At 67.2% G+C, this 13,807-nt stretch carries 11 protein-coding genes; 9 read left to right on the plus strand and 2 right to left on the minus strand.

Annotated elements, in window-relative coordinates:
• Nucleotides 1-52 precede the first annotated feature (52 nt).
• Complete coding sequence (locus QWL29_RS13190) at nt 53-310, minus strand: hypothetical protein (RefSeq protein WP_305823348.1); 258 nt, start codon at nt 308-310, stop codon at nt 53-55.
• A gap of 328 nt (nt 311-638) precedes the next feature.
• Between QWL29_RS13190 and QWL29_RS13195 the strand changes: the two genes are divergently transcribed.
• From QWL29_RS13195 to QWL29_RS13215, 5 genes are all read left to right on the plus strand, one after another.
• On the plus strand, nt 639-3,380 hold the full coding sequence (locus QWL29_RS13195; RefSeq protein ID WP_305823349.1) for a TonB-dependent receptor: 2,742 nt from the start codon (nt 639-641) through the stop codon (nt 3,378-3,380).
• 165 nt (nt 3,381-3,545) lie between these two features.
• On the plus strand, nt 3,546-5,147 hold the full coding sequence (locus QWL29_RS13200) for an ABC transporter substrate-binding protein (protein ID WP_305823350.1): 1,602 nt from the start codon (nt 3,546-3,548) through the stop codon (nt 5,145-5,147).
• Nucleotides 5,138-6,109 carry an ABC transporter permease gene (locus QWL29_RS13205; protein ID WP_305823351.1) on the plus strand — a complete coding sequence of 324 codons (972 nt, stop codon included), beginning with the start codon at nt 5,138-5,140 and terminating at the stop codon, nt 6,107-6,109. Before QWL29_RS13200 ends, QWL29_RS13205 begins: the two co-directional genes overlap by 10 nt.
• Nucleotides 6,110-6,117: 8 nt before the next feature.
• Nucleotides 6,118-6,951: an ABC transporter permease gene (locus tag QWL29_RS13210; RefSeq protein WP_305823352.1), complete on the plus strand. Its 834-nt coding sequence runs from the start codon at nt 6,118-6,120 to the stop codon at nt 6,949-6,951.
• Entirely contained in the window at nt 6,948-8,384 is a 1,437-nt protein-coding gene (locus tag QWL29_RS13215; RefSeq protein WP_305823353.1) for an ABC transporter ATP-binding protein, read from the plus strand. Before QWL29_RS13210 ends, QWL29_RS13215 begins: the two co-directional genes overlap by 4 nt.
• Before the next feature lie 21 nt (nt 8,385-8,405).
• Here QWL29_RS13215 and QWL29_RS13220 read toward each other — a convergent pair whose 3' ends face one another.
• Nucleotides 8,406-9,074 carry an NUDIX hydrolase gene (locus QWL29_RS13220; protein ID WP_305823354.1) on the minus strand — a complete coding sequence of 223 codons (669 nt, stop codon included), beginning with the start codon at nt 9,072-9,074 and terminating at the stop codon, nt 8,406-8,408.
• A 141-nt stretch (nt 9,075-9,215) separates the two neighbouring features.
• On the opposite strand from QWL29_RS13220, the gene QWL29_RS13225 reads away from it, so the two are divergent.
• The 4 genes from QWL29_RS13225 to QWL29_RS13240 are packed head-to-tail and all read left to right on the plus strand — an operon-like array spanning nt 9,216 to nt 13,767.
• Entirely contained in the window at nt 9,216-10,265 is a 1,050-nt protein-coding gene (locus QWL29_RS13225; RefSeq protein WP_305823355.1) for a J domain-containing protein, read from the plus strand.
• Between the two features lie 10 nt (nt 10,266-10,275).
• Nucleotides 10,276-11,190, plus strand: a complete 915-nt coding sequence (locus QWL29_RS13230; protein WP_305823356.1) for a hypothetical protein — start codon at nt 10,276-10,278, stop codon at nt 11,188-11,190.
• 19 nt (nt 11,191-11,209) lie between these two features.
• Nucleotides 11,210-12,496: an adenylosuccinate synthetase gene (locus QWL29_RS13235; protein WP_305823357.1), complete on the plus strand. Its 1,287-nt coding sequence runs from the start codon at nt 11,210-11,212 to the stop codon at nt 12,494-12,496.
• A gap of 50 nt (nt 12,497-12,546) precedes the next feature.
• The gene (locus tag QWL29_RS13240; protein ID WP_305823358.1) at nt 12,547-13,767 is read left to right on the plus strand and encodes a sterol desaturase family protein; all 1,221 of its coding nucleotides are present in this window, start codon (nt 12,547-12,549) and stop codon (nt 13,765-13,767) included.
• The last annotated feature ends 40 nt before the right edge of the window (nt 13,768-13,807 follow it).

Consider the following 13,807-nt stretch of genomic DNA (forward strand, 5'->3'; position numbering starts at 1 on the left):
ACTGTTAACTACCTAACGGACTCGGGCATGCAAGGCCATCATGGGCGCGTTTTTAAATGAACGGCCAGGTCAGGATGCGCTTGACGTGCAGCGTGACGCGCGTGGCAACGTAGGCAACGGCAAAGCCGAACGCCAGCAGGCTGGACGCCTCGTGCATCACGGCAAGCCAGACGCCGCCGACGGTGGCGGCCACGACGAGCAGCATCAGGCCGAGTTCGATGCTGAGGAAGAAGGCGGCGGCGTCGCGCCAGACGCGCAGCGTGAGCGCGGCGATGCCCTTGACGGTGGGGGGAGTACGTCGGGTAGTCATGTCGGAAATCTTGGGTCAAGCCCGGAAGGCCAAATCGCCGGCAGGCGGCGAGCGGTGTGACAGTCCGGGGAAAGTGGTGCACGGCGCGTAAGTTCGCATGCCGGTTTTGCGCAGAACCGGACAGCTTAACAGCACGGGCTGGCAGCCACAAGCACGAGATCGCCGCCTGCCCCGTCTGTCAATCCCCGCCGGCGCGCGCCGGGGCCGGTGCGTATCATTTTCACTACAGTTCTTTCCAAACATCCAATTTTTTATTGGGCGCAGCGGCGCCGCATTAATATCGCGGATGAGCCCAAGTTTTATCCAAGGAAAAACAATGAAAACAAATATGAAAGCAGGTGCACGCGCGGTACGCGGCCTCCTGCTCACCGGCGCCTGGACACTCGGCGGCACCCTCGCCGCCCCGGCATTCGCACAGGACGTCACCGCGGTCGACGTTGCCGCCGCCTCCCGCGACATGCCGCGCGTGGAAGTCACCGGTTCCGCCATCCGCCGCGTCGAGTCCGAGACCGCGCTGCCGGTGCAGGTGATCTCGCGCGAAGAGATCGAGAAGACCGGCATCACCACCGCCGCCGAACTGCTGGGCCGCGTGTCCGCCAACGTCAACGGCCTGACCGATGGCGCCAGCATCAACGTCGGCGGCGACCAGCGCGGCTTCAACAGCGCCAACCTGCGCGGCATCGGCACCTCGTCGACCCTGGTCCTGCTGAATGGCCGGCGCATGGCCAACTTCGCCTCGCCCGGCGACGACAGCGGCGTCGATTTGAACAACATCCCGGCCGCGGCGCTGGAACGCGTCGAGGTGCTGCTCGACGGCGCCTCGGCCCTGTACGGCACCGACGCCATCGGCGGCGTGATCAACTTCATCACCCGCAAGGATTACCAGGGCCTGGAAATCGGCGGCTACGTCGGCAAGACCGACGAAGGCGGCGCCGGCAAGCGCACGCTGAGCATCAGCGCCGGCACCGGCTCGCTCGACGCCGACGGCTACAACGTGTTCGCGGTGGCCGACTTCCAGCGCACGAATTCCCTGAACACCTCGCAGCGCTCGTTCATTCCGAACCTGCGCGTCGAGGAACGCCTCGGCCACCTGCTGTCGGGCTACACCAGCCCGGCCAACATCCGCCTGACCTCGAACCAGCGCGACCGCCTGCAGGAACTCGGCTTCACCATCAACGGCCAGCCGATCACGAACCGCCTGATCAACCTGTCGGTGCCGGACTGCGCCCCGCCGGCCAACGTGTATCTACCGGCCGGTACCGGCGGCGTGGATGCCTGCACCTATAACTACATGGGCGACACCGAGCTGTATCCGAAGTCGGAAAAGGCGAGTTTGCTCAGCCGCGGCGTGGTGAAATTGGGCGGCGGCCACCAGGCCTATGCCGAGGTGGCGCTGAGCCGCGCCAAGACCTGGTACACCGGCTCGGCCGCGCGCGTGACCGGCTACATCGACTACAGCCGCGTGCCGCAACTGGCCGGCACCGGCCTCGACGAACTCGACGACGATTACCCGGGCGAACTCGAACTGCGCATGCGCCTGAACGAGGCCGGCCAGCGCACCAGCGAACTGACCAGCGAAGGCGTGCGCTTTGTGCTTGGCGCCACCGGCACCGTGGCCGGCTGGGACTACGACGCCGCCTTCAACCACAGCGTGAATACCGTCAAGGACAAGGATACCCACGGCTACGTTCTGTATAACGAGCTGCTGGAAGGGATCTACGACGGCCGCATCAACCCCTTCGGCTCGTCGAGCGCCGAAGGCCAGGCCCTGATCGACAGCATCCAGGTGAACGACGTGGTGCGCCGCGCGCGCGGCACGCTGGACTCGGTCGACTTCAAGTTCTCGCGCGCCCTCTCGAAGATGGACGGCGGCGACCTGGCAATGGCCATCGGCGGCGAAGCGCGGCGCGAACGGAATCGCTTCACGCCGTCCGAACTGCTCCTGAGCGACAACATCAACAACGATGCGGCGCCCGAAGGCGGACGCGCCACCAGCGACAGCCGCCAGGTCGCGGCGCTGTACGGCGAGCTGCTGGTGCCGTTTGCCAGGCAGTGGGAAGCCCAGCTGTCGGCACGCTACGACCACTACGAGCAGGTCGGCGGCGCGGCCAGCCCGAAGATCGGCCTCTCTTACCGCCCGCAAGCCGGCGTGCTGCTGCGCGCGTCGGCCGGCCGCGGCTTCCGCGCACCGACCATGACCGAGCTGCACCGCCCGACCGTCTACAGCGCCACCGCCACCCTGCCCGACCCCGTGTACTGCGCCACGGTCGACAACAATTATTCGGACTGCGCCGACAACTGGGACACGCGCCGCTACAGCAACGAGAACCTGAAGCCCGAGCGCAGCCGCCAGTTCTCGCTGGGCGCCGTGGCGGCCCTCGGCAGCCACGTGAACGCCTCGCTCGACTACTGGAACATCAAGCGCACCGACTTGATCAGCGAGATCGGCGACGACATCATCCTGGGTAACCTGGCGAAATACGGCGACCTGGTCTACCGCGACGAGGACGGCCTGATCGACTACATCGAGCTGCGCAAGGAAAACCGCGGCGCCCAGCTGGCGCGCGGCCTCGACCTGGCGGTGACGGTGCGCGGCGTGAACACGCCCTACGGCCACTTCGGCGGGCGCCTGAACGGCACCTATGTGCTGTCCTCGAAGATCCAGAATGCGCCAGGGGACGCCTTCGTCAGTAACCTGAACCGCTTCGTCACCGACGGCGTGGTCCAGCGCTGGCGCCATACCCTGAGCCTGGACTGGGACGGGGGCCCGCTGTCGGCCAACCTGCAAAACACCTGGTCGAGCGGCTACGAAGACCAGAACACGGCGATCAACATCGACGACGGCAGCGTGGTGGCGGCGAACCGCGTAAAGTCGTATTCGCTGTGGGATTTGTCGGGCGCCTACGCGTTCGACGACAAGCTGAAGCTGCGGGTCGGCGTGCAGAATGTGTTCAACCGTGCCCCGCCCTACTCGAACCAGGCCTATTACTTCCTGTCGGGCTACGATCCGAGCTACACCGATCCGCGCGGACGGCGTTTCTATGCCAGCGTGAACTACACCTTCCGCTGATACAGCGGTCGTTAAAAAACCGGCGCCGCTTGGCGCCGGTTTTTTTTTGCTCTTCACGGATTGCCTGCACCGCCGCCATGGCAGGTGGTCGAATCGCTTGCCGTTATAATCACGGCCTTTCGTCGCGGCCCTGGCAGGCGAGCGTCCTAACACGGTTTTCCTGACATGAGTCGATCAAGCGAAGTATCCCGCCGGCGCCGCAGCGTGCTGGCGGCCACGGTCACGGCGGCCTCGCTCCTGCCCTGGCGCGGCGCCACGGCGGGCGACCGCGCCGGCCCGCACGCGCATGCGTTCACCGCCGCCGGCAAGGACATGTTGACCGTGGTCGGCCCCTGGGAAATGACCGGGCTCGATCCTTCGCGCGCCGGCTACATGTTCCAGCGCATGGAGGTGGTGGAGAACCTGCTCGACGTCAGCAACCGCGGCCGCCTGCAGCCGCGCCTGGCCACCTCGTGGCAGGTGTCCGATGATGGCCTGAACTGGCGCTTCCGCCTGCGCGGCAACCGCCGCTTCCACGACGGCAGCGAGATCACGCCGGAGAACGTGCTGATGTGCCTGCGCCGCGCCCATGCCCGTCCCGGCGTGCTGCGCCTGGCCGACATCCGCGCCATCTCCGCCGAAGGCGGCGACATCGCGATCGCGCTGAACCGGCCGTTCGCGCCGCTGCCCTACCTGCTCACGCACTTCTCGGTGCAGATCCTGGCGCCGGCCTCGTTCGACGCCAAAGGCAACGTGGTGCGCATCGTCGGCAGCGGGCCGTTCAGGATCGTCTCGATCTCGATGCCGCAGCAGTTCGACGTCGAGCGCTTCGACGGCTACGGCGGCCTGGCGGTGCCGGGCCAGGTGCGGCGCGCGCGCTACATCAGCGTGGCGCGCGCCGAGACGCGTACCCTGCTGGTGCAGAGCGGCCAGGCCGAACTGGCGTTCTCGCTCGACCCGCCCAGCATCCGCGCGCTGCGCACCAGCCCGAAAGCGGTACTCGTCACGCAGATGCTGCCGCGTACCACCTTCCTGAAGCTGAATAGCGGCCATCCCTTGCTGGCCGACGTGCGCGTGCGGCGCGCCATCTCGCTGTGCGTCGAGCGCCAGGGCATCGCGCGCGCCCTCCTGCGCGACGCGGACCTCGGCGCATCGCAGCTGTTCCCGCCCTCGATGAGCGGCTGGCACGACCCGGCGCTGGCGCCGCTGCGCACCGACCCGGCGGCGGCGCGGCGCCTGCTGGCCGACGCCGGCTGGCTGCCTGGCCCGGACGGCATCCGCTATAAAAATGGCCAGCGCCTGGCGCTGAGTCTCACCACTTTCGTCGACCGCCCGGAGCTGCCGCTGATCGCCGCCGCGCTGCAGGAAGAAATGCGCCAGATCGGCATCGCCGTGCGCGTCGTCATCGGCAACTCCAGCGACATCCCGGCCAGCCACCGCAGCGGCAACCTGCAACTGGGCCTGGTGGCGCGCAACTTCGGCAATCTGCCGGACCCGGTGGCCACCCTGCTGCAGGACTTCGGTGTCGAAGGCGGCGACTGGGGCGCGATGGGCTGGCGCAACGCCGAAGTACCAGCCACGCTGGCGCGCCTGGCGGCGGCCACCCGGCCTGACCCGGCGCCGGACGCCGCTGCGCGCGCCCGGGTCGCAGCGGTGCTGCAGGCCGAGCTGCCGATGATTCCCGTGGTCTGGTACCGGCAAGTGTGCGCGGCCAGCCGCCGCATCGCCGGCGTCAGCATCGACCCCTTCGAGCGCAGCTACAGGATCTCGCAATTGCAATGGACATGACAATCTTCCCGGCACAGGCGTGGCGCCGCATTGCGCCCGCGCTGGCCCACCGCCTGCTGCAGGCCGTACTGGTGGCGCTGCTGGTCGGCACCCTGTGCTTCTTCATGACGCGCATGCTGCCGGGCGACATGGCCTACCGCGTCGCGGCCGGCCGCTACGGCTACGACATGGTGACCACCGCCGCCGCCGAGGCGGTGCGCCTGGAGCTGGGCCTGGACCGGCCCTGGCCGGCGGCCCTCGTCGAATGGTGGGGCCGCCTGCTGCAGTTCGACCTCGGCGTATCGCAGGTGACGGCGCAGCCGGTGGCGATGGAAATCGCCTGGCAGCTGGGGCCGACCGTGCGCCTGTCGCTGATGGCCATGAGCCTGTCGCTGCTGATCGGCCCGACGCTCGGCGTGCTGGCCGGTCTCAAGCCCGGCGGTTTCCTCGACCGCTTGACGCTGGCCGTGTCGACCGTGCTGCGCGCCCTGCCTTCCTTTTTGCTTGGCCTGGTGCTGGTGCTGCTGTTCTCGGTAAAGCTGGGCGTCCTGCCGGCCGCCGGGCACGACGACCATGGCAGCATCATGCTGCCGGCGCTCACCCTCGCATTGGGCATGGCCGCCGTCTCCTGCCGCGTGGCGCGCGACGCCATGGTGCAGGTGCGCGGCTCGGCCTACTTCGCTTTTGCCCTGACCAAGGGCCTGAGCCTGCGCCAGGCGCTGCTGCGCCATGGGCTGCGGAATGTGGCCGCGCCGGTCGTCGCCTACCTCGGCGTGCAGCTGGTGTACCTGGTCGAAGGTGTGGTGCTGGTCGAGACCATCTTCGCCTGGCCCGGCATCGGCCACGCGCTGGTGCACGCCATCTTCGGGCGCGACGTGCCGATGATCCAGGGCACCGCTCTGGTGCTCGGCCTGATGTTCGTCCTCTTCAACGCACTGGTCGACGCGGCCTGTGCCTTCATCGACCCGCGCCGCCGGCCCTGACCATGAGCATGCATTCGCTTTCTTCCGACGACTTCATCGATACCGCGCCGCAGCCCCGCCTGGGCCGCGCACAGCTGGCCGGCATCGCACTGCTGGCGGCCATCGGCGCCTTTGCCCTGTTCGGCCCCTGGCTGGTCGGCATCGACCCGGCCGCCCAGCAGCTCGATCGTTATCTGGAAGCGCCCAGCCTGGCGCACCCGCTTGGCTTCGACCAGCTCGGACGCAGCGCGCTGGCGCGGCTCGCGCATGCGGCGCAATTGTCGCTGGCGCTGGCCCTGGTCAGCGTGCTGTCGGCGGCGATTCCCGGCACCCTGGTCGGCCTGCTCGCGGCCTGGCGCGGCGGCTGGCTGGAGCGCGTGCTGGCGGCAGTGGCCGATGCCGTGCTGGCCCTGCCCGGCCTGCTGCTGGTGCTGCTGCTCGCCGCCTTTGCGCCGGGCGGCTTCTGGCCGCTGTACGTCGGTATTGCGCTGGCCTTGTGGGTCGAATACTTCCGCGTGGTGCGCGCCGCCACGCGCATCCTGATGGCCAGCCCGCACGTGGAAGCGGCGCGCCTGCTCGGCTTCGGCCCGCTGCACATCGTGCGCCGCCACTTGCTGCCGGAACTGCTGCCGCGCCTGTTCACGCTGATGCGCTTCGGCTTTGCCGGCGCGGTGCTGGCGATGTCGGCCCTCGGTTTCGTCGGGGTCGGCCTGCAGCCGCCCACGCCGGAACTGGGCGTGATGATGATCGAGCTGCTGCCCTACTACGGCGAGGCGCCCTGGCTGGTCGGCGCCCCGGTGCTGACCCTGTTCCTGACGCTGCTCGGGCTGTTGCTGCTGTCGCCGGAAAAGGAGACGGCATGAATGCGCGTTCGACGATTCCCGCGTTGGCGGTCGAGAACCTGGCCGTGCTGCACGGCGAGCAGGCGCTGGTAAGCGGCGTGTCGTTGGCGATCTCGCCCGGCGGCGTGCTGACGCTGCTGGGAGAAAGCGGTTCCGGCAAGTCGCTGCTGGCGCAGGCGATCATGGGCAACCTGCCGGCCTCATTGCGCTGCACGGGCCGCGTGGCGATCGCGGGCGAGGTGAACGACGCTGCCGATGCGCGCAGCCGCCATGCGCTCTGGGGCCGGCGCCTGGCCCTGCTGCCGCAGGAACCCTGGCTGGCGCTGGATCCGACCATGCAGGTGCGGTCGCAGGTGGCCGAGACTTATGCCCTGGTTGGCACTCCAAGCGGCAAACGTGGCGGATGGCGCGCGCGGTTTGCCGATGCCCGGGCGCGCGCCGACCGTGCGCTGGCTTCGCTCGGCCTGGGCGACGCCGCCCACAAATACCCGTTCATGATCTCGGGCGGCATGGCGCAGCGCGTGGCTTTCCTCGCCACGCACGCGGCCGGCGCGCCGCTGATGATCATCGACGAACCGACCAAGGGGCTCGATGCCGACCGCCGCGGCGAAGTACTGGAACTGCTGCGCGCGGCCCAGCGCAAGGGCATGAGCCTGCTGTGCATCACCCACGACATCTGGCTGGCGCGGGCGCTGGGCGGGCAATTGGGCGTGATGCTGAAGGGCGAAGTGATCGAACAGGGCGAAGCAGCGGCCGTGCTGGCGGCGCCGCGGCAGGAATACACGAAGCGCCTGCTGGCAGCCGATCCGGCGTGCTGGACTGCGCCACAGGCGGCCGGCGCCGGCACCGGCGCGCTGGTCCGCGTCGAGGGTGTCGCCAAGGCCTTCGGCCAGCAGACCCTGTTCGCCGGCATCGATGCCGCCATCGCTCCAGGCGAGATCGTCGCGGTCAGCGGCCCCAGCGGCTCCGGCAAAACCACCTTCGGCAACATCGTGCTGGGCCTGTTGCAGCCGGATGCGGGCCGCGTGACGCGCACGCCAGGCCTGGCGCCGACCGCCTTCCAGAAGATCCAGCAGGACCCGGGCGCCGCCTTTGCGCCGCGGATCACCCTGCGCCAGTCGCTGCGCGACCTGGTCAAGCTGCACCGCCTCGACTGGAGCGAGCTGGAAACGCTGCTCCAGCGCATGCGCCTGGCCCCTGCCCTGCTCGACCGGCTGCCGCACCAGGTGTCGGGCGGCGAACTGCAGCGCATCGCGCTGGCGCGCGTGCTGCTCATGAAACCGGCGCTGATCTTCGCCGACGAACCGACCTCGCGCCTGGACCCGGTAACCCAGCAAGAAGTGTTCGCGCTGCTGCTGGAGCAGGTGCGCGCGAGCGGCTGCGCGCTGCTGCTGGTGACGCACGACGCCGATATCGTGGCGCGCGTGACGGGCCGCCGCATCGCGCTCGGCTAATATCCACTTTTCGGAAGCGGACTAGATCGTCCGCTTCAGCTCCTGCAGTCCACTCCCCTTGCGCCGGTACAGGTCCGGCGCGCGGTGCTGCCCGCCCTTGCGCCGCTCGCCGGTCGCTTCGATCATGTCCTCGTCCAGCACCTTCTTGCGGAAGGCCGCGATGTTGGTGGTCGAATCCGTCACCTGCTCGTACACGGCGTGCAGCTCCGGGATCGTGAACGCGTCCGGCAACAGGAAGGTCAGCAGCGAGGAATAGGTCGACTTGTTGCGCAGGCGCCGGATGGCCAGGTCGGCAATTGCATTGTGATCGAACGGCAGCGCGGGAATCGCGTCCACCGGCACGAACTGCAGGCCTTCGACCGGGGTGTCATCGAGCACGGTTTCGGGCACCAGCGAGTAGTAGGCCACCGACAGCGACCAGCGGCGCGGATCGCGCAGCCGGCCCGAAAACGTGTACAGCTGCTCCAGGTAAGGCGGGTCGATGCCGAGCTTGGTGCGCACGACGCGCGTGGCCGCTGCCTGCGCATTGTCGTCCTCGTCGGTATGGATGGCGCCGCCCGGCAGCGCCAGCGCGCCGCAGTAAGGTTCCTTGTCGTTCTGGCGCACGGCGAGCAGCAGCGAGAGCCGCCCCTGCTGGATGGTGAACAGCGCCACGTCGACCAGCGCCAGCGGACTTTCGTATTGGGTCATGATCGTTATCAGCTGCAATCAACGCCAGCATCATACGATACCGCGTTGCCGTTGCAATAAAGAATGAATTCGGATCTATTAGTTGTTACTTGCATTTTACGATTAACGGGTCTAGGATGATGGCGTCCGATGGAGGAACGCATGCACACCGATCTTGCCAAGCTGTCTGCCGCCGCCTTGCTGGCCATTCCGCCCGAGCAGCCCGAGTGCCTGTTCAGCGGCAGCGCCGACGACATCAAGCAGGCCTACCGCCTGTTGGCGATGAAGTGGCATCCGGACCGCAGCCTTGATCCCGATGCGCACGCGGTCTTCCAGCACATCGGGCGCCTGTACGAGCAGGCCGGCGTACTGTCGGCGCCAGGCAGTGGCCAGTTGCAGCTGACCGCGCTCGACGGCAAGCGCTACGACATCAACTACCTGCGCTGCCACCGCTTCGAACTGGGCAGCCTGTACGTGGCCGGCACGGTGGCCGCCTTCGTCATCGAGCGCGATCATGCCGACCTGGTACAACGCGCCGAACGCACCATCGCCAGCCTGGACTACCCCAATGACCGCATGCGCAGCCAGGTCGCCCCGCACCTGCCCGCCTATCCGTTTGCCGGCGCCTTCCAGACCGACGCCGCCTATGTCGTCGTGATGCGCAAGTCGCCGGACCAGCTGCTGCTGCGCGACGTGCTCGACCACTTCGGCGGGCGCCTCGATCCGCGCCACGTGGCCTGGGTGGTCAGCTCGCTGCTGAACCTGTGCTGCTACCTGCAATACGCCGGCATCGCGCACAACGCCCTGTCGCCGGACACCTGCTTCATATCGCCGCAGGCGCACAGCGTGGCGATCCTGGGGGGATGGTGGTACGCGGCCGGCGCCGGCATGCCGATGGTCGCGGCGCCGGCCAGCACGCTCGACTGGGGGCCGCACGACCTGCTGGCGACCAAATGCTCGAGCATCCGCACCGACCTGGAACTGGTGCGCGCCATCGGGCGCGAACTGCTGGGCGACATCGGCGGCAGCCGCCTGGCGGACGGCGGCGGCGTGCCGCGTGCGTTTGTCCACTGGCTGCGCCTGCCCGCATCGAACGATGCCATCGACGAATACCGGACCTGGCGCACCCAGGTTCTGCACGACAGTTTCGGCGCCCGTCGCTTCGCCGAACTGCCGCTCACGCAAAGCGATATCTACGCAGTGGACTATTAAGGAGAACATCATGGGTGGAGCACGTTGGGACGAAGACGACTGGAAACGGGCCTCGAAGGCCACCGCCGGCAAACGCACCGAGGACATCTTTGCATCCTCGGGCATGCACCCGAGCCTGAATCCATATGGAGTGACCAGGGAGTCGCGCGATTCGCTGGTCAATCCGGCATCGACCGCGGTCATCATCGGGCTGGACGTTACCGGCTCGATGGGCATCATCGCCGATTCGATGGCGCGCGAGGGCCTCGGTACGCTGGTCGAGGAAATCCTGAAGCGCAAGCCGGTGTCGGACCCGCACATCCTGGCCTGCGGCATCGGCGACGCTTATTACGACGACGCCCCGCTGCAAATCACGCAGTTCGAAGCCGACATTCGCATCGCCGACCAGCTGAAGATGATCTGGCTCGAAAAAGGCGGCGGCGGCAATAGCCACGAAGGCTATCACCTGCCCTGGTACTTCGCGGCCCAGCACACGCAGGTTGACTGCTTCGAGAAGCGCGGCAAGAAGGGCTACCTGTTCACCGTCGGCGACGAGGAACCGCCCGAGGAGCTGCTGGCCCAGCACGCCCGAGAAATCTTCGGCGACTCGCTGCAGCGCGACTTGTCGGCCGGCGAACTGCTGACCATGGTCTCGCGCATGTACCACGTGTTCCACGTGGTGGTCGAGGAAGGCAATTACGCGCGCTCCTACCTGCCGCAGGTACTGAAGAAGTGGCAGGCGCTGCTTGGCCAGCGCGTGCTGCGCCTGAAGGATTACCGGCGCCTCGCCGAAGTCGTGGTCTCGGCCATGGAAGTCAACGAAGGGCGCGACCGCGGGGAGGTAGCAAAGAGCTGGTCGGGCGACACCTCGGTGGTGGTGGCGCATGCGCTGGGCAGCTTGCCGCCCAGCCGCACGGGAGCGCTGCGCGCGCTGGTTCGTTTTTGACCGGGACCAGGAGAACACCATGCAGCACACTGCGAAAGCCGTCATCGGCGCCAGCTACGGCGACGAAGGCAAGGGCCTGATGACCGACTACCACGCGGCGCCGGCCGGTCGCGATGCGATCGTGGTGCGCTTCAATGGCGGCGCCCAGGCTGGCCACACCGTCACCACGCCGGATGGCCTGCGGCATGTGTTCTCTCATGTCGGCAGCGGCACCCTGGCCGGCGCGGCCACCTTCCTGTCGCGCCACTTCGTCTGCCATCCTTCGCTGTTCCTGAAGGAGGCGGACGTGCTGGCGGCAAGTGGTATCAGCTTGCCGCCGGTCTTCGTCGACGAGCGCGCGCCGGTATCGACGCTGTACGACATCCTGCTCAACCAGGCCATCGAGCGCCAGCGCGGCAATGGCCGTCACGGCAGCTGCGGGATGGGCTTCGGCGAGACCATCGAACGCAACCTCGACCCGGAGTTCGCCTTGAGCGTGGCCGACCTGCAGCAGGGCGCGGGCTACCTGCTGCGCCGGCTGGCGGCGATCCGCGACGGCTATGTGCCGCAGCGCCTGGCCGCGCTCGGCATTCCCGCCCTCGGTGCGCAGGACGCCGGGTGGCTGGCCAGCGACACCGCGCTGCAGCGCTATGCGCACGCCGCGATGCAGTTCCGCCGTGCGACACGCTGTGCGCGGCCTGAAGTGCTGAGTGCGTACAGGCAGGTCATGTTCGAAGGCGCGCAGGGCTTGCTGCTCGACCAGCAGCGCGGCGCCTTCCCCTACGTGACGCGTTCGCATACGGGCATCCGGAATGCGCTCGATGTCGCCACGGAGGCTGGAATCGGGACACTCGATATCACGTATGCCACTCGCGCCTACCTCACGCGCCACGGCGCCGGTCCGCTGGCCGGGGAACTGCCGGATAAACCCTATGCCGGGATCGAAGACCACACCAATGTGCCGAACGAGTTCCAGGGCAGGCTGCGCTTCGCCCACCTCGACCTCGATTTGCTGGTGCAGACCATCCGTACCGACTTCGCCGATGCCCTGGCCTGCCCCGGCGTGCGCGCGACGCTGAACCTGGCGGTCAGCTGCCTGGACCAGGTGGGGCCGGCGGTATCGTATGTCGAGGATGGGCATTTGCAGACTGCGGCGCCAGGCGCACTGGCGGCCCACCTGGCCTGCCGCCTGGGTGCGGGCAGGCTGTACACGGCATGGGGGCCGAGCCGGGCGACGGTGGGAGCGTCAGTGGTCGACACAGCTGTTGCCTCACTCATAACAACTTCGACTCACCACAAAGATATTCCTGAGAGTCTAGTGTTTTAAAAGAAACTAAGGTAGCCTGCGCTGCAGATCGAACTCTTTCATCTACCGCCATGCAAAACCAGGATCCCTCCCCTTCTTCGCAGAACGCCTCCACCGTACTCCTGCCGCGCGTCGGCGAGATCGTCGTCGACGCCACCGACTTGCTGAGCGCCGACGGCGAGCTGACGCCCGGACAAGGCACGATCACGACCGCCCTGGCGCTCGGCCTGGGCTTCCTGAGTTTCCTGGGCGTGCTCGCCTTTTTGTTCCCGGAATACTTGACCACACCCGAGCTGCGCCGCGCCTACAACGTCGACTGGTGCCGCGCCCTGCTGTTCTCGGGCCTGCTGGTGGCCGGCATGCTGTCGCTGTTCAACATCGTCTTCAACCGGCGCCGCAACGTGAATGTGCTGGCCTTTGCGTTCGTGCTGGTGACGATTGCGTTAGGCGGCGCAAAGGTTCCGGTGGGCGATTTTCCGGACCACACGCCCTACCTCGGCTTCGACTGGCTGATCCTCGATTTGCTCGGTTCAACCACCGTGTTCGTCATCCTCGAAAAGCTGTTCCCGCTGTACAGGAACCAGCCGATCTTCCGCAAGGAATGGCAGACCGATTTGATTCACTTTGGCGTGAACCATCTGCTGGTCGGCTTGATGCTGCTGATCGTGAACTTCTTCGTGCACCGTGCGCAGGTGATCGTGGTGGGCGAGGAAGGGCTGCAGCAATTCATCAGCTCGATGCATTTCATTCCGCAGCTGCTGCTCTGCCTGCTGGTAGCGGACCTGGCCGAGTACGCCGTGCACCGCGCCTATCACGAAGTACCCTGGCTGTGGAAAGTCCATTCCGTGCACCACAGCGTGAATACGCTGGACTGGCTGGCCGGCTCGCGCCTGCACATGCTGGAAATTATCGTGACCCGCATCGCCGTCCTCACGCCGCTGTTCCTGCTCGGTTTCGACAAGAGCGTGGTCGACATGTACATCGTGATCGTCGGGTTCCAGGCCGTGTTCAACCATGCGAACGTGCATATTCCCTGGGGTCCGCTGAAATACCTGATCGTGACGCCGGATTTCCACCATTGGCACCACAGCAGCGAGCAGGTCGCCATCGACAAGAACTACGCGGCCCACTTCGCCTTCATCGACTACCTGTTCGGCACGGCGGTGAAGACCGACCAGCAATTCCCGGCAACCTATGGGGTCGTGGGCAGCAAGATCCCGGAAGGCTACCTGAGCCAGCAGGCCTATCCGTTCCGCAAGCGCCGCAGGAAAGCGGCCGAACCGGCCAACTGACCCGGCGGGTTTCAGGGATAGCCGCCATCGCTGCAGTGCG

This window comes from Massilia brevitalea, from assembly GCF_030711405.1.
GTDB lineage: Bacteria > Pseudomonadota > Gammaproteobacteria > Burkholderiales > Burkholderiaceae_D > Telluria > Telluria brevitalea.